Here is a 24,669-nt window from a genome sequence, read left to right as displayed (position 1 = left end):
GGCGCGAGGCCATCACCCGGTTCGACCGCCACCTGGCCAAGTACGACCAGAACCTGGCACGGGTGCGCACGACCCTGGCCGAGTTGCCGACCGCCATCGCCGAACTGCGCGAACGCCTGGACGCCTCCCGGGACCGGGCCGGGCGGGCGGACGCGGCCGAGGCCGCGCTGGCCGCCGCCGTGCAGCGCCGCGACGCCGTCGTCGAGCACGGCCGGCTGTCCGCCGAACTGGACCGGGCCGAGGCGGCGCACCGTGAGGCCGTGGACGCCGCCCAGGCCGCCCGCGAGCACGTGCTGTCCCTGCGGGAGCGGCGCATCACCCACATGGCCGCCGAGCTGGCCCTGGGGTTGTCCGAGGGGACGCCGTGCGCCGTGTGCGGCTCCGCCGAGCACCCGGCCCCGGCGCGGGCCGTCACCGGGGAGCTGGTCACCGCCCGGGCCGAGCGCACCGCCCAGGCCGCCGCCGACGAGGCCGCCCTGCACCGGTCCGCGGCCCAGGAGCGGGTGGCCGCGCTGCGCGAGCGGGTCACCGCGGTCCTCGAACGCGCCGAGGGGCGCACCCTGGACGAGGCCGCCGCCGAGGTCGCCGAGCTGACCGGGCTGCGGGACGACGCACGCGCCGCCGCCGAGCAGGTGCGCCTCGTCAAGGAGACGCTGGAGGGGCAGGTCGACCGCCTGGAGCAGGCGCGCGACCGCGAGGCCGAGCAGGCCCGGCAGCGGTCGGAGACCGCCGCCCACCGCGCCGCCGCGGCCCAGGAGTGCGACCGCCTGGCGGCCGACCTGCGCGAGGCGGTGGGCGAGGGCGTCGAGGACGTCGACCTCGACGCCCGGGTGCAGGACCTGCGCACCGAGGCCGAACTGCTGGCGGCGGCCGCCGAGGCCGTGGAGGAGCACGAGCGGGCCGCGGGCGAACTGGACACGGCCGAGGCGGCCCTGGCCGAGGCTCTGGCCGGGGCCGGGTTCGCCGACGAGGCGGCCGCCCGGTCGGCCGCCCTGGACGAACGCGAACGCCGGGAGCTGCGGTCCCGGGCGCGCCTGCACGACGACGCCCTGGCCGCGGTCCGGGCGGCGCTGGAGGATCCCGAGCTGACCGCCGCCGCCGACCTGCCGCCCCCGGACCTGTCCGCGCTCAAGGCCGCCGCCGACGAGGCCGCCCTGGCCGCCGAGCGGGCGGTGACCCTGCGCGGGCTGTGGCGGCAGCGGGCCGACCGGCTGGCCGCGCTGCGCGTGGAACTGCGCTCACGGCTGGACGACTGCGGCCCGGTGCTGCGCCGGTACCGGATCGCCGAGGGGATGCGGGCGCTGACCGCCGGGACGGCCAAGGACAACACCGACGGGGTACGGCTGTCCGCGTACGTGCTGGCGGCCCGGCTGGAACAGGTGGTGGCGGCCGCCAACGACCGGCTGTACACCATGTCCGACGGGCGCTACGAGCTGCGCTACACCGTGGACAAGACGGTCGGCGACGGCCGCGCCCAGAAGGCGGGCGGGCTGGGCATCCGGGTGGTGGACGCCTGGACCGGAGCCGAACGCGACCCGGCCACCCTGTCGGGCGGTGAGACGTTCTTCAGTTCGCTGGCGCTGGCCCTGGGGCTGGGCGACGTGGCGAGCGCGGAGGCCGGCGGGGCCGACATCGACACCCTGTTCGTGGACGAGGGGTTCGGCACCCTGGACGAGGACACCCTGGAGGAGGTCATGGACGTGCTGGACCGGCTGCGCGACGGCGGCCGCGCCGTCGGCGTGGTCAGCCACGTCGCCGACCTGCGCCACCGCATCACCGGGCAGCTCCAGGTGGTCAAGACCGCCGCCGGCTCCCACATCCGGCACATCGGCTGACCTCCGCGGGAGTCGGCCGGTCACCTGCGGACGGCACCTTGCGGGCGTGAGGATCGGGGGCAGGGCCGTCCGCCGCCGACCGGTGTTCGGGCCGCGGGTCCGCGTTGGAGCATCCCGGGGACGGGGTCCGGCGGACCGGTGGGAGAATGGCCACCGTGAATTCGCTGGTGGACATCGCTGTGTTCGGAATCGTGGGCGCCATCATGATGGCGGCCCTGGTCGGTCTGCTCCTGGTGGCCTCGGGCCGCGCGGGCGGGATCTCACCCGGGGTCCAACGGGGCTTCGCGGCCGCCGCCCTGGGCCTGCTGGTGGCGGTGCCGACGCTGGCCGCGATCAACGTGCTGTCGTCCGGTGCGGGCTTCTGGCGGGCGTTCGCGGTGGCCGCCTGTGTGGCGGCGATCGCCGCCGCGGTCAACATCGGCCTGTCGCCGCTGATCGCCAAGCGCCAGGGCGGCGGCGGGGCGGCGCTGCGGCCCTCGCTGCCGGTGTTCGCCGTCGGCCTGGTGCTGTGCCTGACCCTGGGCCTGGTCACCGCCGGGCTGGCCGCCCTCTTCGTGTAGGGCCCCGAGAACGGAAAAAAGGGGGGCCGCGGATCACCCGATCCGCGGCCCCCCTTCGCGTGCGGCCTCAGGCCTCGTCGGCCTTCTTCTCCGCCGGCTCCTCGGCGGGCGCCTCGGCGCCCGACATCGCCCTGTTGCGGCGGTCGAGCTCGGCCAGGTAGGCGTTGTAGGCGTCCAGGTCGGCGTCCTCGGAGCCGCCGCGGCGGGCGTGCCGCTCCCGGCGGCGCTCCTGCTTCTCGTCGTCGCGGGACCACTGCACCACCAGCGCCAGCATGACCAGCAGCGTCGGGATCTCGCCCAGCGCCCAGGCCACGCCGCCGCCCGCGTACTGGTCCTCGGCCAGGTCGTCGACCCACGGGACCTCGAACTGCCCGTAGAAGTCCATGGCGATGGGCGCCGACTGCATCATGATCGAGATGCCGAAGAACGCGTGGAAGCCCATGGCCAGCAGCAGGAGCAGGATGCGCAGCAGGTAGGGCATCTTGCGGGGCGCCGGGTCGATCCCGACGATCACCCAGTAGAAGAGGAACCCGGTGAGCAGGAAGTGCACGCCCATGAACAGGTGACCCAGGTGGTCGTTCATCAGCGTCGGGAACAGCGGGGTGAAGTACAGGGCGTAGGGGCTGAACACGAACAGCGGCGTGGCCACCGCCGGGTGCGTCACCACCTTCGAGAACCGGCTGTTCAGGAACAGGTTGAGCCACTCCCGCGGCCCCCGGTCCCCGCGCCGCTTCGCCGGGCGCAGCGCCCGCAGCGCCAGGGTGACCGGTGCGCCCAGCACCAGCAGGATCGGCGTGAGCATCGACAGCACCATGTGCTGGATCATGTGCGCCGAGAACAGCACCATCGCGTAGGTGGCGTACCCGCTGAGGTGTGCGGCCACGATGGTGAGCAGGCCCGCCGCGAAGGCGACGGTCCGACCGATCGGCCAGGAGTCGCCGCGGCGCAGCAGGCGGGTGACCCCGGCCGCGTACAGGCCCCCGCCGACGACCACGAGCATGATGAAGAACAGGTCGGGCCGCCACAGGGTGAGCAGGTTGGCCAGGTCCATGGGCGGCGGGACGGGGAAGCCGAGGATGAGCGCGGCCGGGTCCACCCGGCTGTCCAGCGGCGGGGGCGGCGCGGTGCGGCCCAGGCCGACGGAGACGCCGATGACGAGCGCCATGATGAGGACCTCGACGGCGGCGATGCGCAGGAACAGCAGGCGGCGGTAGGCGGGCCGGGCCGGAGCCCCGGCCGCGCCGTCCGCCCCCTTGAGGGAGAACTCGCGGTGCAGGTAGCCGAACGCGCCCAGGACGGCGAACAGCACCACCTTGACGACGATGATCAGCCCGTACTCGGTGCGCACCAGGGCGTCGATCGACTCGATCCGGGCCAGGGCGCTGGCCAGTCCGCTGATCGCCACGCCGATGTAGGCCCACAGGGCCAGGCGGCTGAACCGGGCGGCCGCGATCTCCACGGCGTCGCCGTTCGCGCGCATCGCGTGGTAGGTGAGCAGGGCCAGGCCGCCGGTCCACACGCTGATCGTGATGACGTGCAGGGCCAGGCCGGTGACGGCCAGCTCGTGCGACCCGGAGGAGGCGGAGTGCCCGGTCAGTGCGGGCGGGGTGAGGGCGGCCAGGGAGAGGATCAGCAGCCACAGGGCGCCGGTCGCACCGGTGACGGTGCGGCCGAACAGCAGGATGCCGGTGGTGAGCAGGATGACGAACATCAGCGCGATGCCGCTGGAGACCGATCCGGCGTAGGCGGTGACCTCGTCGACGCTGACCTGTCCCAGCGGCCGGGCCAGGAACTCCGACGCCTGGAAGTACAGGGTGGACACGGCGCCCACGGCCCAGGCCAGGGCGCCCCAGGTGGCGGCTTGCACGTAGCCGGTCGCCTGGCGGGACAGCCGGCCCTTGTCCGAGGGCAGCAGGACGACGGCCAGCAGCAGCGTCCCGACGGTGAGGACCGCCGCGGCGTCCATGACCGCCTTGGACAGGGGCAGGCCCCAGCGCACGGCGTCGCCCGCGTCGGGCAGGCCGGGGATGACCTCGGGGAAGGCGGCGCCGCCCAGGATCAGGGTGAGGCTCAGCCCGGCCAGGCACAGCAGTGCGGCCGCTGCGGCCCAGACCGCCGTCGTGACCGTGCGGGGCGCCCCGGCGCGGTCCGGGGACTGGGTGATCTTTGCGGGAGGAGCCACGTGCCACTTCCGTCGTCGAGGTCGTTCAAAGCGGGGGATGCCGTCGGGGGCGGCTCGGCGCACTCCAGGGTAAACCGTCCGCTACGGGGTGTCGGTCGGGGGTGGGACGAGGATTCCCGCTGTACCGGAACCGCGGCGGGAAGTGGTGTTCACCCCTCCCTTGCGTGTTCTTCGCGATACTCTCGGTGGTCCCAGTCGAGACGCAGGTCTCCGCTCCCTCGTCAGTCCGCGTGCGGCCCCTCCCCGCATTGCCTTTCGCATCCCTCCCGTCGCACACACCTGAAGGGGAAGAGGCGATGACCGATTTCGACAGTGTGATCCGGTCCAGGCGGGTGGTGACGCCCGACGGGGTCGTCCCGGCCGCGGTCGGCGTCCGGGACGGCCGGATCGAGGCGGTGGCCGGACCGGAGGCCCGCTGGTCGTCCCGTGAGGAGGTCGACCTGGGCGACACCGCCCTGCTGCCGGGGGCGGTGGACCTGGGCACGGGGGTGTACGACCCGGGCCGGGAGTCGGCGGACTCCTACCGGGAGGCGGGCACTGCGGCGCTGCGCGGCGGGGTCACCACGCTGGTGGTCTCCCCCGCCCCGGCACGCCCCGCGGTGATCTGCGCCGACGACCTCCAGGCGCAGCGCCGGGCGGCGGCCGGGGCGCCGGTGGGGCTGTACTTCCTGGGCGGGGTCACCCCGGGCAGCGGCCCCCTCGACCTGGCGGACCTGCGAGCGGCGGGCGCGGTGGCGTTCCAGTGCTCGCTGTCGGACGGGGGTGCCCCGGACATGGCGGCGCTGGACGACTCGTGGCTGCGCAAGGCCATGGCGGAGCTGGCGGCGCTGGACGCGGTCCTGCTGGTGCATGCCGAGGACGCCCGCGAGCTGGGCGCGCTGCCGCTGACGGCGGAGCAGCGCCCGCCGCGGGCCGAGCGGCGGGGGCTGGAGCGGGTGATCTCCGCGGCGCGCTCGGTGGGGACCCGCACGCACGTGGTGCCGTTCACCGCGGCGGAGTGCGCGGCGCTGCTGTCGGCGGCCGGGTCGATCGGGGTGGGGCTGAGCGCGCAGACCTGCCCGCACTACCTGTGCCTGCCCTCGGAGGTGCTGGAACCGGGCTCGCCCGCGCACGCCTGCCGTCCGCCGCTGCGGTCGGACGCCAACCGCAAGGCGCTGTGGAGCGCCCTGCTGGAACCGGGTTCGGCGATCACCACGGTGTCCTCCGGGCACCTGCCCGCGCACGGCCTGCTCACGCTCCGGTGGAGCCTGTCCGCGCTGTGGACGGCGGCGCGGCGCCGCGGGGCGGGTCTGGGGCGGCTGTCCCGGTGGACGGCGGCGGCGCCCGCGGAGCTGCTGGGGCTGGCGGGCAAGGGGCGCATCGCCCCGGGCTGCGACGCGGACCTGGTGGCGTTCGCTCCGGAGCGGGCGGTATCGGTCCCGCGGGTGGATCCGAGCCCGTACGCGGGTAGGGATCTGGTCGGAGAGGTCGGACCGGTCTGGGTCGCGGGAACGCGCGTGCCGTCGGTCGGCAGTGGCCCGCCCCACATCCAGGCTTGACACTCTGTCAACAAGATCGCCGACACGCTGTCAGGTCGGCAATGGCGTCGCTGGGCCTTCACCGGTGACAGTGGGGGTATCAACGGAGATATCCAGGAGGAACCGTGCGCGTCGGCGTGCCCCGTGAGATCAAGAACCACGAGTACCGTGTGGCCATCACCCCGGCCGGAGTTCACGAACTGACCCGCCGCGGACACCAGGTGTCCGTCGAACGCGACGCCGGTCTGGGCTCCTCCATCACGAACGAGGAGTTCGAGGCGGCGGGCGCCCGCATCCTCGACACCGCGGACGAGGTGTGGGCCGACGGCGACCTGATCCTGAAGGTGAAGGAGCCCATCGCGGCCGAGTACCACCGGATGCGCGAGGGCCAGACCCTGTTCACCTACCTGCACCTGGCGGCCTCCCGTGAGTGCACCGACGCCCTGCTGGACCGCGGCGTCACCGGCATCGCGTACGAGACCGTGCAGCTGCCGGACGGCTCCCTGCCGCTGCTGGCCCCGATGTCGGAGGTCGCCGGCCGGCTGGCCCCGCAGGTCGGCTCGGTCACCCTCCAGCGCCCCAACGGGGGCCGCGGCGTCCTCATGGGCGGCGTCCCGGGTGTGCGCCCGGCCCGCGTGACGGTGATCGGCGCCGGCGTGTCCGGCCTCAACGCCACCCAGATCGCGGTGGGCATGGGCGCCGACGTCACGGTGCTGGACCTCAACGTCAACAAGCTGCGCCACGTGGACTCGCTGTACCGCGGCCAGGTCAAGACGGTGGTGTCCAACTCCTTCGAGCTGGAGCTGTCGGTCCTGGAGTCGGACCTGGTCATCGGCGCGGTGCTGGTGCCCGGCGCCAAGGCGCCCAAGCTCATCTCCAACGAGCTGGTGTCCCGGATGCGTCCGGGCGCGGTGCTGGTGGACATCGCCATCGACCAGGGCGGCTGCTTCGAGGACTCCCGTCCGACCACCCACGACGACCCGACCTTCCGGGTGCACGACACGGTCTTCTACTGCGTGGCGAACATGCCGGGCGCGGTGCCCAACACCTCCACGCACGCGCTGACCAAGGACACGCTGCGGTACGCGGTGGCGCTGGCCGACAAGGGCTGGCGGCGGGCGCTGGCCGACGACGCCGCGCTGGCGGGCGGCCTCAACACCTTCGCGGGCGAGGTCGTGTCCGCGCCGGTGGCCGAGGCCCACGGCCTCAAGCACCGCCCGCTGGACGAGGTTCTGGCCTAGCTGTAGCGACCTGGAGAGGTCGGGTACGCGGGAGGCGGGAGGGCCTCCCGGCTTGTTCCAGGTGTTGGTCCGGACGATCCACACCTGTGTCGGAGGCCCTCTCCTGCCGTCGAATCGCCGCCGGGCTGTTCCCGGCCTCCATGGTCGGCACACCCGGCGTCCGGCCAGGTCCGTGCGGCTCGGGGTGGTCGGCCGGGTCGGGCGCGGGTACCGTCGAGGAAGGACGGAGCCCGTGTCCGGCCGCAGGCCGGAAGGACCGAGACGGGCCCGCGAGGACCGAGGTGGGACAGCGTGGGACACACCGGCTCGACGACCGCGACCCGGATCGTCGAACTCGAACTGATCCGGTTGCGGCCCCGGGGCCGGGGGCGGCGCGACGACGGGGACGGCCCCGTGCTGGTGCGCGTCGCCGACGGTGAGGGCGTCAGCGGCTGGGGCGAGGTGCCCTGGGCGACCCCCGAGCAGTGGGCGGCGCTGCGTTCGGCGTACGCCCCGGCGCTGCTGGACCACGGGTGGGCGCGCCCCACCCAGGCGGGCGCGGCCTGGGCGGACCTGCCCTGGGACCCGGCACTGGCCGGTGCCCTGGACACGGCCTGCTGGGACCTGTGGAGCCGCCAGCGCGGCACCCCGCTGGCGCACGCCCTGGGCGGGGAGCGCACGGCGCTCACGGCGGGGGTGACGGTGCCCCGGACGGTGAGCGTGGAGACGCTGATCATCGAGGTCAACCGCCAGGTGGGCGCGGGTTTCCGGCGCGTCCGGCTGGAGGTCGCGCCGGGCTGGGACACCGAGGTGGTGCACGCGGTGCGGTCCCGGTTCCCGTTCCTCGTGCTCCAGGCCGACGCGGGCGGCCGCTACTCCGAGTCGGAGGGGCACCTGGAGGCGCTGATGGCGCTGGACTCGCTGGAGCTGCTGGCGATCGAGGACCCCTTCCCCGCCGACGACCTGGGCGCGTACGCCCGGGCGGCGGCACTGCTGCGCACCCCGGTGGCGCTGGGCCGGCCGCTGCGCTCCCTGGAGGACCTGGACCGGGCGGTGCGCGCCGAGGCGGGGAGCGCCGTGAACGTGGACGTGTCCCGGCTGGGCGGGCTGACCCCGGCCCGGCGGGCGGTGGACCTGGCCGTCGACGCCGGGTGGCAGGTCTGGTGCGGGTCGTCGGCGGCGACCGGGGTGGGCCGGGCCGCGACGGTGGCGCTGGGCTCGCTGACGGGCGCCTCGCTGCCGGTGGAGATGCCCGGGGCGGGGCACCGGGGGCGCGACGGCCTGGTGGTCCCGCCGGTGCGCGCGCACGAGGGCGTCGTGGCGATCCCGCTGGCCGAGAGCGGGCTGGGGCACGGCGTGGACCGGGCGGCGGTGGCCGAGCGGACCGCCGAGGCGCTGCTGGTGGACGCGTCCGGGACCCGGACGGCGGTCCGTGGCCGTTGACCCCTCCCATAACCGAACACTGTTAGGTAGAGTTGCCGCACCATCCGACCCGACCGAGGACTGTGGAGGCGTGGTGCGCGTTTTCGCCGATATCGACGAGGTGATCGCCGCCCAGGGCGAGCACCTGGGATACACCGACTGGATCACCGTCGACCAGGAACGGATCACCCGGTTCGCGGACGCGACCGAGGACCACCAGTGGATCCACATCGACGAGGAGAAGGCCGCCGCGGGCCCCTTCGGGAGCACGATCGCGCACGGGTTCCTCAGCCTGTCCCTGCTCGCGCACTTCTCGCAGTCGATCATCAGGATCGAGAAGAAGCCGTCGATGTCCATCAACTACGGGCTCAACAAGGTGCGCTTCCTCCAGCCCGTCACCGTCGGCTCGCGGCTGCGCGACGGGGTGGAGATCGTCTCGGTGCAGGAGGGCCCCAAGGGGTACCTGGTCACCACGAAGCACACGGTGGAGATCGAGGGCCAGGAGCGCCCGGCGCTGGTCGCCGAGTCCCTCGGCCTCTGGGTGCCCTGACCGCTCCCCCGGGCCCGCCCCTCCCCCGCCCCGGGCCGACGCCCCGTCCCCCGTGCGGGCGGTCGGCCACCGGGGACCCCCTCCCGGCAGGCGTCCCGCCCGGGCCCTCCGGGCCCCGGCGGAACCCCGTCCCCGCGAACACGGGGGACGCCGGGACCACCCGGCGCCCCTACCCGGTCGCCCGGTTCAGCGGGCGATGCGGCGCAGCAGGCGGCGGCCCAGCCCCGGGGTGAACCAGCGCAGCTTGCGCTCGGTCCGCTCGGCCCGGCGGCGCAACACGTCGATCTCCCGCCGGGCCCGGCGCAGCTCCGCCCGCAGCTCGACCGGGGTCGGCTCGGGCTCCGCGCCCGGCTCCGTGCGCACGGTGCCCCAGGTGGCCTCGGCGCCCTCGGGGACCTCCACGAACCGGTTCGCGGACGTCCACTGGAGGCCGCCCGTCTCCTCCACCACCCGGTCCAGGCCCACCCCCTCCGCCTTCGGCGACAGGTGGCGGGCCCGGGCGAAGGCGGCGGCGCGCTCCAGGCGCAGCACCCCGTCACCGGCCCGCAGCGCCCCGGGCACCGGGGCGCACACCAGCCCGGCCGACTTGCGGTCGGCCAGCCGGACCAGGTCGGCGACCATGCCCGGCAGCGGGCGCACCCCGGCGGGCACGTGGAGCCGGAACGGCACCCGGCCGTCGGGGTCGGGCACCTCCTCCACGCACCGCACGCGCAGGTCGGCCCGGTAGGTCTCGCGGATCAGCCGCAGGTCCAGCAGTTCCTCGGCCAGCGGCGCCCGGCGGCCGTCCGTGAGTTCCTCCCAGGGGCCGGTCAGCCACACCCGCACGTCGGGCGCGGTCCCGGCCAGCAGCGGGGCGACGGTGGCGTCCACCTCCTCCAGGGTGCGACCCGCCGCGTCCACGACCACCTCGGCCCGCGGCACCTCCCACACCCGCGCGGGGCCCTTGGTGCGCAGGTGGAAGTCGGGCACCCGGTTGGCGACGTAGGGGGCGCGGAACCGCATGCCCGCCTCCCGCTGATCCTGCATCTGGGAGCGGCCCAGGTGCCAGGAGTCCGCCTCGTCGTCGGGGACGAACAGGGCACCCCGCTCGGCCAGCCGGTGGCCGAACTCGCTGTCGCCGCCCAGGATCAGGTCCGGGTCCATGCCCCCGGCCTCGTCGAACAGGCCGCGGTGCAGCGAGCCGGTGGCACCGACGTACACCTTGAAGGCGCCGAACCCGGCGGTGCGCAGCCCCTCGGTGTGCTCGACGAACTCCGCGACCCAGTGCGGGTCCGCGGACTCCCGGTCGAACAGCGCCCCGGCCCGGCCGGCGGCGACCTCCGCGCGCACCCGCTCCGGGTCCAGGTCGCCCACGAGCATCGACGGTTCGAAGTCCACGAACAGCTTGTGGCCCAGGACCACCCCGTAGTCGACCAGGTGGTGCCAGCGCAGCTGGGCCTCGACGTGCTCCCGGTACACCAGCATGTCGGCGTCCAGGCGCAGCACCACCTGACCCGAGGAGGCCGCGACGCCGGTGTTCACCGCGTGTCCGGAGCCCCAGGCCCCGGCGGCGGAGGTGATCAGCCGGGTGTTCTCCGGCCGCACCGGCGGCAGCACCAGCGGCTCCGGGGAGCCGTCGTCCACCACGATCACCTCCATCAGGTGCGCCGGGTAGCTCTGCCCGGCCAGCGAGGCCAGCACCAGGGCCAGCTTCTCCGGCTGGCCGTGCGCGGGGACCACCACCGACACCGACAGGCTCGGCGTCCACTCCCCCAACGCGGGCGGGGCGAGGGGCCCGTACTCGTTTCTGCGCACGCGCGGCTGGTAGGCGAAGTCCACTACGGGCCGCGGACCGTGCTGCCGCGGAATGCTCTCAGAAGTGCTCAACGTGTCCCCCCGTGTGCTGCTCGGTGTGGGCGCCGAAGGAGACGGGTTCCCCCTCCAGCAGGGCGCTGGGGCGCCGGCCGATCCACTGCTCGGTGTGGTTGCGCAGGAAGTAGCCCAGGTCCACGTTCCAGGTGTGGCCGCCGCCCGCCCGGCGCAGCAGGTAGCCGAACCCGTGCGTGCGGTAGACCCGGCCCCCGGACCGGGTGACGGCGAGCAGGAACTGGCTGTCGATGGCGCGCGGCCGCGGCCGGAACCCGCCCACGTCCTCGATGACGACCCGGTCGGCCAGGATGGTGCTGCCGACGATCGCGGAACTGGGCACCTCCGACCGGTACCCGCGCCACACGGTCAGGTCCAGTTCCTCCAGGTAGGTGAAGTTCTGGCTGATGCCGACCACGTCGGCACCGGAGTAGGCGCGGGCCAGCATGAGGTCGGACAGGTGCTCGGGGCCGTACCAGTCGTCGTCGTCCCACTTGGCGATGACCGTCCCGGAGGCGCGGTCGACGGCCTCGTTCATGACGGCGCCGAACACCGTGCCCCCGTCGGCCTCGTGGACGACCAGCGGGATCCCGGTGGCCCGGAACTGTGCGATCTCGGCGGTCACCAGCACGGCGGGGAAGCCGTGCAGGGCGAGGACCGTCTCGAAGCGGACGTGGCGCTGGCGGGCGATCTGGGCCAGGGCGAAGCCCACGAGTTCGGGGCGGCGGGTGCACAGCACCACGGACACCCGGGTCTCGGGCGGCAGGGGCAGCCCGGCCTCGGCTGCCAGCGAGCGCCAGCGGGTACGGACGCCGTGGGTGCGCAGAGCAGCACGGCGCAGGCGGATGCTGTGCTCCTCCCGGCGCATGGCGTCGGTGAACACGTCCTCGCCCACCGAGGGGATCAGGTCGATCAGGTCGGCGCCCAGACCCGCCGCCCATGCGGGAGCAGGATCACCGACGATCGGAACACCCCCGGCCGCCAAAGAGGCGATGGCGCGAATCGCGGAGGCATCACCACGGGCGGGCCAGGTGATCCGCACGCCGCGCAGGTGGCGGACGCGCTCCAGATCGTTCTCGGTGACGGTGCCGTCCAGGGCGGGACGGACCAGGACGCCGGTCTCGTCACGGACCGCCAGGCGGCCGTCGGCCTCGGCGAACTCGCCGAGCGGGCCCTTGGTCTTCTTGGTGAAACCCATCGGATTGACGAAACGGTCATCGATGGGGGCGACCCTGGTGACGGGGTCGCCCGCGTACACCCGGGCCCCGGGGACGGCCGCCACCGGGGCGGGGCGGTCCACGACGGGGACCTCCACGTCCTCCCAGAACGGCAGGCCCTCTCCGTCGTCCAGCCGCAGCACCACATCGGAGACCGGGGTGACGCGGTCGATCTCCACGGGACCGGTGACTCCCACACCCCGGGCGGCCACGTCGCCGGGGCGCCACAGGGCGGCGTCGGTCCCGTGCAGGCCGCCCAGGATCCCGACACCGGGGCCGCGTCGGCGGCCGCGGGCGCCGTGCACCACGGCGGCCAGTGCCCCGGCGACGGAGACGCCGCTGGGGAAGCACAGCTCGCAGGCCCAGCCGCGGTGGTCGAAGCGGCGGACCCTCAGCTCGTGCAGGTCGTTCCACTCGTCGATGGTGGGCGGGGCGGGTGCCAGAGGGCCCAGGTGGGAGGGGATGTGGCGGACCACGACGAGAAGGTGCGCGGTGGGCGGGAGCTGGGTGGCGACGGTGACGGCCCGCCGCAGGTCGGTGAGGCCGCCGGCCACCACGACGGTGAGCCCGGTCGAGGCGGGTTCGCCCTCCCCGCCCACGCCGGGCACCTCCACCGGACGTCCCATGCCGTGCGCGTCGAGGTCGATCCGCAGATCACTCCCCCGCAGGCGCAGCGAGGAGAGTTCGGCCCGGTCGGGGCCCAGGTCTCCGATGAGGCAGAGGACCGCGGGCTCGTCCCCGCGCGTGCGCAGGGCCTGGCGGACGGCGGAGGTGATCATCGGGCGACCTCGATCGTCTCGGCGACACAGAGTCGGCACTAACCGACCACGAGGCCCCATACTAGACACGGATGTCACTTTTAGTTCCCTACCGTGCGCGTGTTGTCATAACCACTGGTCAGGTGCTGCCTGAAATACGGGAAAGGGCCGCCCCGGAAGGCGGCCCTTGCCTGCGTCGCCGCACCTCACCCGGAGGGGAGGAAGGAGGAGAGGAAGGGGAAGAGGAGACGACATCCCCGGAACACCGATCGAGGGCGTGGGAGGCGGTTTCCCCGGTCCGGGGCGCGGATCGCGGGAGCGCTCGGGTTCACCTCCTTGTCGCCTTGTGGCCGGGGTGGCGGTTCTCCCTCCCCGACACCCCCGAGGGTCGGGGAGGGCACTGCCGGCGGGGGTTACCCCGGTTGTGGTCGGGCTTTCAAGCGAGGTCCGAGCAACGGCCTGTTTCCAGTCGGAGCGTCTTTCCGTGGACCTGTGTGGCTGAGCGTGCCCGCCGGACCCCGACCCGTCCCCGGAACAAACCCCCGCCACCCCGGGCGTGCACCCAACGCAACCGCCCCGTGCTCTGCCGAACCTCGTACGCGGGGACGGGTCGACGCCCAGCCCGGGTCTGTACGCTCCCACGGGGTGGCCCGAGGAGACCAACGGCTCCCACCCCAAACTCCCGCACACCGCCCTCCCCAGATGGCGGGCCACGTGGGAACCTGCTCTTGCTGTCTCACCCCCAGGGGCCCGGGTCCAGCCCCGCCCTGCCCAAACCCCCTTCGGCCGAGGCCGGAGGCCTCCTGCGGCCCTCACTCCCTGCGGCGTGGGCGGCCAGGAACGTGACCGGGCTGTGGCTAAGGACCCCGGCCAGGTGAGAAACCCCCTGGGGCGGAGGCGGTCACGTCCCCGGGAGTGGTGTGATTTTCGCGCGGGTGCGTCCTTGCGGGTCATCGTGATGGTCGGTCGAAGCCGGGCGGGCCACCGCGTACCGGCGGCCCGCCGGCCGGGATGAAGAAGCCGCCGGAGGCGGCGGTGCACCGATCCGCCCGGCACCGCTGACGCGCATCCGTGGGAACAGGGCCGGAAAAGTCACACCACTCGGTGGGACACCACCGCGGAGGCAGCGCGACGCCCTCCGGCGGTGGCCGAGGCCCCCGGTCGGGCGGGAAACCCCCTGCGGCGCAGGCCGCGCGACCACCTCCGTGCCATCGCCCGGGGTGGGTTCGAGGGTGAGGGCCCGAGGTGCCCCGAGGTTTCCGGACAGGGATCCAATACGATCATTCCTTAAGGAAACCAGGAGGGCAGGGAAAAGGGCCGCCCCGAGGGACGGCCCCTCCCAGTTCTCAGTCGCTCAGCGAACGATCTTGCGGAGCACCCGGCGGCCCAGGCCCGGGGTGAACCAGCGGAGCTTGCGCTCGGCTCGGCGGGCGCGGGCGCGCTGCTTCTCGACCTCGGCGAGCGCCTGGTCGAGCTTGCGGCGCAGCGCCTCCGGGCTCTCGTTCCTGCGCACCGGGGCGCCCGGCTCGGGCTCGGGGACCGTGAAGGCCTCCCCTGACAGCCAGTGGGCCCCGTACAGCTCCTCCACCGCCCGGTCCACCGCCGCGTCGGCCGCGTCCGGGGACAGGTGGCGGACCCGGGCGAAGGCCGCCCGGCGCTCCAGCCGCAGCACGCCGTCCTCGGCGCGGGAGGCGCCGGGCGGCGGGGCGCAGAGCAGGCCCGCGCGCTCCTTGTTGGCCAGTTCCGCCATGTCGGCCACGGCCGTGTCCGTCAGCTTCGTCCCCGCCGGGGCGTGCAGCACGAAGGTGACCCGCGGGTCGGGCTCCGGGGCCGTCTCGACCAGCCGCACCCGGGGATCGCCGCGGAACGACTCGCCGATCAGCCTCAGGTCCAACAGCTCCTCGTCCAGCGGGGAGCGACGCCCGTCGGACAGCTCCCCCCACGGCCCCACCAGCGACAGGCGCAGGTCGGGGGTGGTGCCGTTGAGCAGGGCGGCGGCGGTGACCTCCACGTCCTCCAGGGTGCGACCCCGGGCGTCGATGACCGCGTCGACGTAGGGCACCTCCCAGGACCGGTCCGGGTTCTTGCGGCGCAGCCGGAAGTCGGGGACCCGGTTGGACACGTACGGGGTGCGGTAGCGCATCCCCGCGTCGCGGCGGGTCTGCATCTGGGAGCGCCCCAGGTGCCAGCTGCTGGTCTCCAGGTCGGGGATGAACACCGCGCCCTGTTGGGACACACGGTAGGCGAACTCGGTGTCACCGCCCAGCACCATGGCCGCGTCCATGCCGCCCGCGGCGTCGAACAGGGTCCGGTGCAGCGAGCCGGTCGCCCCCGTGAACACCCGGTAGGCCTGGTGGGCGGCGGTGCGCAGCACATTGCTGCCGTCGATGATCTTCTCGACCCAGTGCGTGTCCGCGCTCTGGCGGTCGAACAGCTGCTCCGCCCGTCCCGCGGCGACCTCGTCGCGGACGTGCTCGGGGGTCATCGCGTCGGGGTCGAAGTCAACGAACAGCTTGTGCCCCAGGGCCACCCCGTAGTCCACGAGGTGGTGCCAGCGCATCTGCGACTCCACGTGCTCCCGGTACACCAGCATGTCGGCGTCCAGGCGCAGGATCACCTGCCCGGAGGAGGCCACCACCCCGGTGTGGAAGGCGTGGGAGGACCCCCAGCCGCCGGGGGCGGAGGTGATCAGCCGGGTATTCTCCGGGCGCACCGGCGGCAGGGTGAGCGGCTCCGGGGAGCCGTCGTCCACCACGATCACCTCCATCAGGTGCGCCGGGTAGCTCTGTCCCGCCAGGGCCGCCAGCACGAACGCCAGCTTCTCGGGGTGCCCGTGGGAGGGGATCACGACGCTGACCGACAGGGTCGGCGTCCACGCCCCCAGCGGGGCCGGGGTGAGCGGCGCGTAGTCGTTGCGCACCAGGCGCGGCTGGCCGGAGAAGTCCGCCTCCCCGCGAGGCAGGGTTTCCGGTGCGGGTGCGGCGGCCGGCTCCCGGCCGGTTTCCAGAGTGGTCAACGGAGTCCCCCCGTGTACTCGGTGACGGGTCGGCCGAAGGGCTCGGGCTCCCCCTCCAGGAGGGCGCTCGGACGCCAGCCGAACCACTGTTGGATGCGGTTGCGCAGGAAGAAGGCCATGTCCTCGGACCAGGTGTGGCCGCCGCCGGTGCGGCGGAGCACGTACCCCAGTCCGTGGCCGCGGTAGATGCGGCCGCCGCCGCGCATGACGGCGATGAGGAGTTGGGTGTCGATGGAGCGGGGCACCGGGCGGAAGCCCCCGGTCTCCTCCAGGACCGCCCGGTCCGTGAGGATGGTGCCCCCGGCGATGAACCGGCTGGAGGATTCGGACCGGCCCTCCCGCCAGAGGGTCAGGTCGACCTCCTGGAGGTAGACGAAGTCCTGGCCGACGCCGAGGAGCTCGGCGCCGGAGTAGGTGCGGGCCAGGACGAGGTCGGCGAGGTGGTCGGGGCCGTACCAGTCGTCGTCGTCCCACTTGGACACGAGGGTCCCGGAGGTGCGGGCGACCGCGTCGTTGAGCACCGAGCCGAAGATCTTGTCGGCGGGCGCCTCGCACACGACCAGGGGCAGCCCGGTGGCCTCGTACTCGGCGATGGCTGCGGCCACCTCGGGCAGGGAGGCGGGGAAGCCGTGCAGGGTGAGGACGAGTTCGACGTCCACCCCGCGCTGGCGGGCGATCTGGGCGAGGGCGAACCCGACCATCTCCGGGCGGCGGGTGCACAGGATCACGGACACCGCGGGCGCGGGCGGGACCGGGACCCCGGCCTGGGCGCCCAGGTCCCGCCACCGGGAGCGCGCCCCGTGCAGGCGCAGGGCGGTGCGGCGCAGGCGGACGCTGTACTCCTCCCGCCGCAGCGGGTCGGCCAGCTCCTCGGCGTCGGCGGCGGTGATCAGCTCGGCCAGGGGGTCGCCGAGTCCGGCCGCCCAGGCGGGCGGGGGTCCGGAGACGAGCGGGACCCCGCCGGCCGCCAGGGAGGCGACGGCGCGGACGGCCGCGGTGGGGCCGGTGTGCCCGGACCAGTCCACGCGGACGCCGCGCAGGTGGCGGATCCGGGACAGGTCCACGTCGGTGACGGTGCCGTCCGGGGCGACCACGGCCAGATCCTTCTCGCCCTGGCGGACGACGGCGCGGTCGCCGTGGACGGTGAGGTCGCCCATCGGCCCGTTCGCGTCCTTGGAGAACCCGACCGGGTTGACGGAGAGCTCGTCGATGGGGGCGATGTCCGACGGCCCGGTGTTCTCGCGCACCCGGGCGCCGCCCGGCGCCGCGATCCGCTCCCAGGAGTCGGTGCGGGTGGTGCGCCGGTCCAGGACCGGCACCGCCTCGTCGGTCCACTCCGGCGGCGCCCCCTCGCCCACGCGCAGGGCCAGGTCGCCGACCGGGGTGACCCGGCGCAACGGCACCGGGCCGGCCGCCTGCACGCCGCGGGCCCCGGTGTCGCCGGGCCGCCACAGCGCGGCCTCGGGACCCGACAGCGCGGCCAGCGGCGCCAGTGCCGGGCCGCGGCGCCGCCCCCGGGTGCCGGACCAGACCGCGTCCAGCACCTGCGGGGTCTCCACCCCGTTGGGGAAGAACAGCTCGCACAGCCACCCGCTCCGTCCCGCCCGGCGCACCCGCACCTCCTGGAGTTCGCGCCACTGGCCCATGCCCGGGGACGCGGGCAGCGGCGGCTCCTGGTGCCCGGGGGTGTCCACGATCGCGACGACCACCTGGACGGCGCGCGGCAGGTCGGCCGCGGCGGCCAGGGAGCGGTGCAGGTCGGCGGGGGTCGCGGCGACGACCGCCACCAGGCCCGCCTCGGGCCCGCTGTCGCGCTCCCAGAGGTTGCGCAGCTCCAGGGGTTCGCCCAGGACGCGGGCGTCCAGGTCCACGACCGCGTCCGCCGGGGCGAGCGGCAGTCCGTCCAGGTGGGCGCGGGTGCCCGCGCCGGTGTGGCAGAGCAGGGCGGTCTCGGTGCCGCGGGCGCGCAGGGCGTCCCTCAGGGCGGTGGTGATCATCCAGACCTCGTGGGTGTCGGTGCGGTGGTGCCGGGTGGTGCGGGGCGGGTCAGATCCCCTTGCGGCCGAACACGTGCGCCCCCTTCTCCGCCTGCTCCTCGGTGCGCTGGAACTCCGGGTGGGCGGCCAGCCAGCGCTCGCCGACCGCGCGCTCCTCCGCGCGGTCGGCGTCGTCCAGGACGAACACGACGTCCTCGGTGCAGTGCGCCAGCAGCCGCGGTAGCGCGGGGAAGCGGGCCTGGAGGCCGGTGGCCTGGGGCGGGCCGTCGACGAACACCAGACCCACGTCGGCCAGGTCGGTCAGGGCGGTGACGTCGTACCAGCGGTCGGCGGTGGTGCGCTCCTCGCCGTCGACGGTGACGGTGTCCGTGTCGATCGGGGTGAGGGGGGCGTGGCGGACCTCGACGATGTCGTCGAGTCCGTGGGAGGCGACCAGGGCGCGGCTCAGTTCGGCGTAGCGGGCGTCGTGCTCCAGGGCGACGAGGCGGCCGCCGCCCGCCCGGCGCAGCGCGTAGCCGAGCCAGACGCTGGAGGCGCCGCTGCCGCACTCCACGACGGTGGTGGGGCGCAGCCGCTCGATGTGGCGGACCAGGACGCGCAGCACGTCGGGCGAGGCGGCCCAGCCGCGCAGCGGCGGCATGAACGGGGCGGTGTCCAGGTGCTCGCGCAGCTCGGTCCAGGCGACCTGCTGCTCGTAGTCGGCGCGGCCCTGGAGTTCGACGGCGCGGCGCAGTTCGCGGGAGGCCTTGGGCAGCGCGTGGTCGGTGACGCGGGTGACGCGCTCGCGCAGTTCCTTCAGGGAGCGCCGCGTCTCCAGCCGGTCCTCGCCCAGGGCCTGGGTGACCTTGCGGGCGTGCTCGCGCACCGACTCCTCCAGGGCGCGCACCGAGCGGCGCACCAGGAGCAGGCCCAGGCCCAGTCCGCAGGCCAGCGCGCCGAGCAGGGCCAGGGCGATGAGGGTGCCCGCCTCCACCCAGGTGATCAGGCCCAGGGCCGCCGTGGTGACCAGGGCGGCCGAACCGAGGATGCCGACGACGGCGGCGACGGCCAGGAGGGGGCGCAGCAGGCGGCGCAGCGAACGCACGGGCATCTCCAGGGGGGATGGTGGGACCGGCGGGCGCGGGGAGGGGTCCCGGGCGCACGGGGCCGGACGATAAGGGGCGGGCCCGGCGCCACGGCTCGGTGACACGAAGGGCCCACCCGACTAAGACACCACCTCGCGAGAGGAGGGGAAACCCGCGTGCGGGGCAATTCCCCTGTTGTTCACCGGAAGATCACCCTCGACCGACCACGGCGCCTTCAAGAGTTCTCTGTTGCGTTGCCCTGTCCGGTGGCCTCCACCAGCGCCTCGTCCAGGACCGGGACGAGGGTGCGGGCGTAGGTGGCGGTCATGTGGGAGTGGTCCCAGTACACGAGGATGTTGCCGACGACCGCGTCGCAGCGCCCGCTGGGGCACACGTGCTCGGTGAGGTCCACCAGGGAGACGTTGTCCGGCAGGCGCCCCCGCTCCGCTCGCACTGCGGCCGGGTCGTGTTCGGCGTGCGAGTAGCCGACCGGGTCGGTGCACTCCTCGGCCGTGCCGTCGGCCACGCACTCGGCCCCGGCGTAGGAGTGCCGGGGCAGGTCGCGGATCCCGATGACGTCGATGCCCAGGGCGTCCAGCTCCCGCCAGCGCACCGGGAACCCGGGCAGGACCACCTCCCCGCCGGCGCCGGCCCGGGTGGAGGAGGTGAACACGGCGTCGGGGCGCAGCTCCTCCAGCACCTCCATGGCCCGGGCGTCCCACTCCTGGCATTCGGTGAACACGCGGCCCTGGGTGTAGGGGACCTCGGCGCTGAACTGGCATCCGCTCTTGGTGAACGACACCAGGCGCCACCCGTGCTTCAGGGCGACCTCCTCCAGCGCCGGGTACCAGTGGGCGGTGCGCGAGGCGCCGACCATGGCGATCGTGTACTCGGCGTCCTCGGGCCCGGCCCAGCACACCTTCGGTTCGGTGGCCCTCAGGTCCACGTGGCAGCCCTGGAGGTGGTGCTCGGACAGGTCGTCCTGGGCGTCGAGGGGGTCGGGGACCACCGGCAGGTCGGGCAGCACGGTGGCCAGCTCGGGGTGGGTGACCAGGGCCGCCCCGGGGTAGTCGACGGGCTCGATGACGCGTTCGGCGCGCTCCCGCCGCTGTTCGGCCAGCCGGTCCGACCACTGGGAGCCGACGACCAGGACGGGGACGATGACCAGGGCCGCCATCGCCGCCGACCAGGCAGGCAGCCACGGCCGGGGCACCTTGCCGGACAGGCGTGCGACCCCGCCCTCGACGGCCGTGGAGGTGATCCAGGCCAGGCCCAGGGACAGGGCCAGCACGGCCGCACCGCCCAGCGGGGTGGCCAGGGAACGGCCGGTGAGCTGGAGGTACACCACCAGGATCGGCCAGTGCCACAGGTAGAGGGCGTACGACAGGCCGCCCAGCGCCATCAGGGGGCGCCAGGTGAGCATTCGGTGCACGCCGGTCCGACCGCCCCCGCCGCCGGCGACGATGACGGCGGCCGCGGCGAGGGTCGGCAGCAGGGCCGCGTACCCGGGGAACAGGGAGGACACCGGCAGCAGCACCCCGCACAGGACCAGGGCGGCCAGGCCGCCCCAGCCCAGCGCCCACCGCACCGGCGCGGGCGGGGCGATCCGGTGGACGACCAGGGCCAGCACCCCGCCCAGGGCCAGCTCCCACAGCCGGGCGCCGGTGTCGAAGTAGGCCCAGGGCTGGTCGACGGCGGTGATCCACACCGAGTAGGCCAGGGAGGCCGCCAGCACCGTGCCGACCGCGGCCAGCGAGGCGCGGCGCATCCGGTCCCGGCCCGCGGCCAGCAGCACCGCCCCCAGCAGCAGCGGCCACAGCAGGTAGAACTGGCCCTGGACGGACAGCGACCAGAAGTGCTGCACCGGGCTGGGCGCGCCCTCCCTGGCCAGGTAGTCGACGGCCGCGGCGGCCAGCGCCCAGTTCTCGTGGTAGAGCGCGGACGCGTACACCTGGGCGATGACGTCCGGCCAGCGCGACCGCGGCAGCCACAGGTACGCCATGGCCAGTACCGCCACCAGCACGACGCCGACGGCGGGGGTCAGCCGCCGCAGCAGCCGGGCCCAGAACGCGAACGGGGCGATGCGCCCGTCGCGCTCGGCCGAGCGGACCAGGGACCCGGTGATGAGGAACCCGGTGAGGAACAGGAAGACGTCCACGCCGCCGGAGACCCGGCCGAACCAGATGTGGTAGACGGCGACCAGCAGGACGGCGACGGCGCGCAGCCCCTCGATCTCCGGGCGGAAGCCGCTGCGCTGGGAAACGCGGTGGTCGGCGGCACCGCGTTCGGAAGTGGACATGGACGTGCCTCAAGGTGTGCGAGATGACCGGGAAGTGGCGTCGGATCATCGCCCACGGGACGGAACGGCCGGTGAACGCCCCTCCAACGCCCGAAGACGTACACCGGGCGACCTCGACCGAACCTCCGAAAAGCCCCGGCGTCCCTCACTCTCGGAGATCCCCACCGTACGAACACGGTTCCCGACAGAAAGTACACCGCTACGGAGGGTGTACCGCGGTTTATTCCCACCCCCGGGTGTCGCCGTCCTGACACCGGGGGCCCCGCCGCACGGCTGATAGCTTGCTGCCTAGCGATCCTTCGCTGGTAAGTGACGACGAAACGCTTCATCGGAAAGGTGCGCCTGAGATGTCTGCGCCATACACGCTCCCCGAGCTGCCCTACGACTATGCGGCCCTGGAGCCGTGGATCTCCGGTCAGATCATGGAGCTGCACCACGACAAGCACCACGCCGCCTACGTCGCCGGTGCCAACGGGGCGCTGGAGCAGCTGGCCGAGGCCCGCGACAAGGGCGACTTCGGTGCCGTGACCATGCTGGAGAAGAACCTCGCGTTCCACCTCGGCGGCCACGTCAACCACAGCGTGTTCTGGAAGAACCTGTCCGCTGAGGGCGGGGACAAGCCCGAGGGCGAGCTCGGTGCCGCCATCGACGACCAGTTCGGCTCCTTCGACGCCTTCCGCGCCCACTTCAACGCGGCCGCGGCGAGCCTCCAGGGCTCCGGCTGGGCGTTCCTGGCCTGGGACGCGCTGGGTCAGCGCCTCATCATCGAGCAGCTCTACGACCAGCAGGGCAACGCCGCGCTGAGCTCCGTGCCGCTGCTCATGCTGGACATGTGGGAGCACGCGTTCTACCTGCAGTACAAGAACGTGAAGGCCGACTACATCAAGGCGTTCTGGAACGTGGTCAACTGGGCCGACGTCCAGGAGCGCTTCGAGGCCGCCCGCAAGGTCCGGATCGGCTAGCCGACCGGCCGGTGACGGCGAGGCCGCCCACGGGGTTCTGGAGTCCCGGAGCGGACGTCCGAGGAACGAGGACGTCCACGCAGGGACGAAGGTTCCCGTTCCCCGGGCGGCCGAGCACGGGCCGAAGCGAAGCACAGGCCCGAGAGAACACGGCGAAGCCGCCCACGGGACCCCGTCCTGCGGGCGGCTTCGTCCCCCCTTCGGACCCCGTTCCACTGCGGCCCGTACCCGGCCGCCCGGAGAACGGGGATCGGGCCCCGGTCGGCACGGTGCCCCGCGTGGACGTCCGCTCCGGCCGCCGGAGCCCCGCGGGCGGCTTCGCCGCGTTCAGACCACCAGCGGGATGGGGGCGGAGACCGGGCCGTGCCGGTCCAGCTCGCGCCAGGCGCGGGCCAGCCGCCAGACGACCTCCTCGCGCTCGGCGGCGTCGAAGGCCACGGGCAGCCGGAAGTGCCGGTCGAACGGGCCGATGGGCGACGCGGACATCAGGCTGCCGGGCACCAGTTCGAGCCCGTGGCAGAGCGCGACCTGGGTGAAGGCCCGCGAGTCGATCCCGGGCAGCTCGACCCACAGGGCGGCGCCGCCGTCGGGGCGGTTCCACCGCCAGTCGGGCAGGTCGCGGCGGAGCATCTCCTCCATGTGGTCCATGGCGGTGCTCAGCCGCTCCGAGCGCTCGCGGGCGATCCGGTCGTAGTCGGCCAGCAGGCGCACGGCGACGACCTGGTCCAGCTGCGGTCCGGCCAGGTCGGCCAGCAGCTTGCGGCGGCTGAGCCGCACCGCCATCTCCACCGGGGCGCGCAGCCAGCCCACGCGCAGCCCCGACCAGGCCACCTTGGACAGCGAGTCGACACTGATGACCTCCGCGCCGCGGGGCGCGTAGGCGGCCAGCGGCGGCGGCTCCTGCGGGTGGCGGATCCCGGTGTAGGCGGCGTCCTCCAGGATCGGCGTCCCGGTCCGGGCCGACAGTTCGCCCAGTTCGCGGCGGCGGGCCACGGACATCATCGTGCCGGTCGGGTTGTGGTACGAGGGCATCGTGTAGAGCAGGTGGGGGGCGTGCTCGTCCACGGCGCGGCGCACCCCGTTGATGTCGATGCCCTGGTCGTCCAGCGGCACGGGCACGAACCGGGCGCCCCGGTCGCTCATCAGGTCCAGGCAGCCCGCGAACCCGGGGTCCTCCACCACCACCGGCGAGCCCTTGCGCAGGTAGAGCTGGGACACCAGGGCGATGCCCTGGTGGGCGCCGGTGGTGACGACGATCTGGTCGGCGTCGGTGGGCAGGCCCCGGTCGGTGTAGTAGTCGGCGATGGCCCGGCGCAGCACGGGCAGCCCCTGCGGGTAGTAGGTGCCCTCGTCCAGCAGCGCCCCCAGGTCGTCCAGGCTCTCCCGGACCACGTCGACGAACCCCGGTATCGCGGGGGTGTTCATACAGGTGGCCGAGATGAGCCCGGTGTCCTTCTGGATGAGGTTGCGGTACATGAACTGGCCGACGCCGTTGGCCGCCCAGCCGTCGGAGCGCACCGGCGCGACCCTGTCGCTGACCCGGGTGCCGCTGCCCTGCCGGCTGTCGAAGACGCCCTCGGAGCGCAGCAGGTCGTAGGCGGAGACCACGGTGGTCCGGCTGACCCGCAGCGCCGCCGCCAGGACGCGCTCGGACGGCAGCCGCTCACCGGGGGCGAGGCTGCCCTCGTCGATGAGCGTCCGGAGGGAGTCGGCGAGCCTGCGGTAGAGCGCGCCGTCCCCGGCGGACCACGCGCCGAGGAGCCCGACGAGGTCGTCCACCGTCCGGGAAGAGTCCATTACCGCCTCCATTGGCCCTGTGCGTCGCTTCTCTCCATATCCATACTGACAGAAATGGACCTCGAAGAGGAGTCGTGATGACAGACCAATCTTTGGCCCTGGCCGAATCCAGGGTGCTCCGGGGCGATCACCTCGGCCCGTTGGTGGAGGCGCTTCGGGTGCAGGCGCGGTCCACCGAGGGCCACATCACCGAAGTGGACTCCTCCGGCACGGAGAACGAGGTCCGCATCGTGTCCCTGTGGCGGGACCCGGTGGCCCTGCGGGCCTTCGTGGAGCGGACGCACCGCCTGCTCGTGGAGCACCGCGGGCGGCACGGCGCCTTCCCCGTGGTGGAGCGCACCCTGTGGTGGTCGGCGGGCGGGCCCGGGCCGGAGGAGGTCCGCGGGCGCGAGGAGCACCTGCGCGCCCACGGACCCGGCCCGCGGGCG

15 protein-coding genes and 1 pseudogene are annotated in these 24,669 nt (G+C 74.1%); 8 read left to right on the top strand and 8 right to left on the bottom strand.

Annotated features, from left to right (window positions below; all coding sequences use genetic code 11):
- Both QJS33_RS14895 and QJS33_RS14890 read left to right on the top strand, forming a co-directional pair.
- A partial coding sequence (locus tag QJS33_RS14895) for an SbcC/MukB-like Walker B domain-containing protein (RefSeq protein WP_306368563.1) occupies positions 1-1,835 on the top strand: 1,835 nt, incomplete at its 5' end.
- 146 nt (positions 1,836-1,981) lie between these two features.
- Positions 1,982-2,395 carry a hypothetical protein gene (locus QJS33_RS14890; protein WP_306368562.1) on the top strand — a complete coding sequence of 138 codons (414 nt, stop codon included), beginning with the start codon at positions 1,982-1,984 and terminating at the stop codon, positions 2,393-2,395.
- 67 nt (positions 2,396-2,462) lie between these two features.
- Here the strand turns inward: QJS33_RS14890 and QJS33_RS14885 are convergent, their stop codons facing one another.
- Entirely contained in the window at positions 2,463-4,577 is a 2,115-nt protein-coding gene (locus QJS33_RS14885) for a cytochrome c oxidase assembly protein (protein WP_372339662.1), read from the bottom strand.
- 296 nt (positions 4,578-4,873) lie between these two features.
- Between QJS33_RS14885 and QJS33_RS14880 the strand changes: the two genes are divergently transcribed.
- The 4 genes from QJS33_RS14880 to QJS33_RS14865 all read left to right on the top strand — a co-directional run bounded on the left by QJS33_RS14880 (position 4,874) and on the right by QJS33_RS14865 (position 9,286).
- On the top strand, positions 4,874-6,115 hold the full coding sequence (locus QJS33_RS14880; RefSeq protein WP_306368561.1) for an amidohydrolase family protein: 1,242 nt from the start codon (positions 4,874-4,876) through the stop codon (positions 6,113-6,115).
- A 104-nt stretch (positions 6,116-6,219) separates the two neighbouring features.
- Positions 6,220-7,335, top strand: a complete 1,116-nt coding sequence (gene ald, locus QJS33_RS14875; RefSeq protein ID WP_306368560.1) for an alanine dehydrogenase — start codon at positions 6,220-6,222, stop codon at positions 7,333-7,335.
- A gap of 291 nt (positions 7,336-7,626) precedes the next feature.
- On the top strand, positions 7,627-8,757 hold the full coding sequence (locus tag QJS33_RS14870; RefSeq protein ID WP_306368559.1) for an enolase C-terminal domain-like protein: 1,131 nt from the start codon (positions 7,627-7,629) through the stop codon (positions 8,755-8,757).
- Between the two features lie 73 nt (positions 8,758-8,830).
- Positions 8,831-9,286, top strand: a complete 456-nt coding sequence (locus QJS33_RS14865) for a MaoC family dehydratase (RefSeq protein ID WP_306368566.1) — start codon at positions 8,831-8,833, stop codon at positions 9,284-9,286.
- A gap of 186 nt (positions 9,287-9,472) precedes the next feature.
- On the opposite strand, the gene QJS33_RS14860 is transcribed toward QJS33_RS14865, so the two are convergent.
- The 6 genes from QJS33_RS14860 to QJS33_RS14835 form a co-directional block, all read right to left on the bottom strand.
- Entirely contained in the window at positions 9,473-11,152 is a 1,680-nt protein-coding gene (locus QJS33_RS14860; protein ID WP_372339661.1) for a glycosyltransferase family 2 protein, read from the bottom strand.
- Positions 11,139-13,127, bottom strand: a complete 1,989-nt coding sequence (locus tag QJS33_RS14855; protein ID WP_306368557.1) for a glycosyltransferase family A protein — start codon at positions 13,125-13,127, stop codon at positions 11,139-11,141. Before QJS33_RS14855 ends, QJS33_RS14860 begins: the two co-directional genes overlap by 14 nt.
- A gap of 1,333 nt (positions 13,128-14,460) precedes the next feature.
- Positions 14,461-16,122, bottom strand: a complete 1,662-nt coding sequence (locus tag QJS33_RS14850) for a glycosyltransferase family 2 protein (RefSeq protein WP_306368556.1) — start codon at positions 16,120-16,122, stop codon at positions 14,461-14,463.
- Positions 16,119-18,119 carry a glycosyltransferase family 2 protein gene (locus tag QJS33_RS14845; RefSeq protein ID WP_306368555.1) on the bottom strand — a complete coding sequence of 667 codons (2,001 nt, stop codon included), beginning with the start codon at positions 18,117-18,119 and terminating at the stop codon, positions 16,119-16,121. The genes QJS33_RS14850 and QJS33_RS14845 overlap by 4 nt, the downstream gene beginning before the upstream one ends.
- A gap of 49 nt (positions 18,120-18,168) precedes the next feature.
- A complete protein-coding gene (locus tag QJS33_RS14840; protein ID WP_306368565.1) occupies positions 18,169-19,203 on the bottom strand; it encodes a class I SAM-dependent methyltransferase in 1,035 nt (344 codons plus the stop codon).
- A gap of 215 nt (positions 19,204-19,418) precedes the next feature.
- Positions 19,419-21,482 carry an acyltransferase family protein gene (locus QJS33_RS14835; RefSeq protein ID WP_306368554.1) on the bottom strand — a complete coding sequence of 688 codons (2,064 nt, stop codon included), beginning with the start codon at positions 21,480-21,482 and terminating at the stop codon, positions 19,419-19,421.
- A gap of 347 nt (positions 21,483-21,829) precedes the next feature.
- Here QJS33_RS14835 and QJS33_RS14830 point away from each other — a divergent pair, with 347 nt between their 5' ends.
- Positions 21,830-22,444, top strand: a complete 615-nt coding sequence (locus QJS33_RS14830) for a superoxide dismutase (protein WP_306368553.1) — start codon at positions 21,830-21,832, stop codon at positions 22,442-22,444.
- Between the two features lie 327 nt (positions 22,445-22,771).
- Here the strand turns inward: QJS33_RS14830 and QJS33_RS14825 are convergent, their stop codons facing one another.
- Positions 22,772-24,241, bottom strand: a complete 1,470-nt coding sequence (locus tag QJS33_RS14825; protein ID WP_306368552.1) for a PLP-dependent aminotransferase family protein — start codon at positions 24,239-24,241, stop codon at positions 22,772-22,774.
- Positions 24,242-24,318: 77 nt separating this feature from the next.
- Here QJS33_RS14825 and QJS33_RS14820 point away from each other — a divergent pair.
- Positions 24,319-24,624: pseudogene (locus QJS33_RS14820) on the top strand (hypothetical protein); the annotation flags it as partial.
- Between the last annotated feature and the right edge of the window lie 45 nt (positions 24,625-24,669).

The organism is Nocardiopsis sp. CC223A, from assembly GCF_030766825.1.
Lineage (GTDB): Bacteria > Actinomycetota > Actinomycetes > Streptosporangiales > Streptosporangiaceae > Nocardiopsis.
The sequence above is the reverse complement of the archived record's forward strand: the minus strand, read 5'-3'. Positions and strand labels throughout refer to the sequence as shown.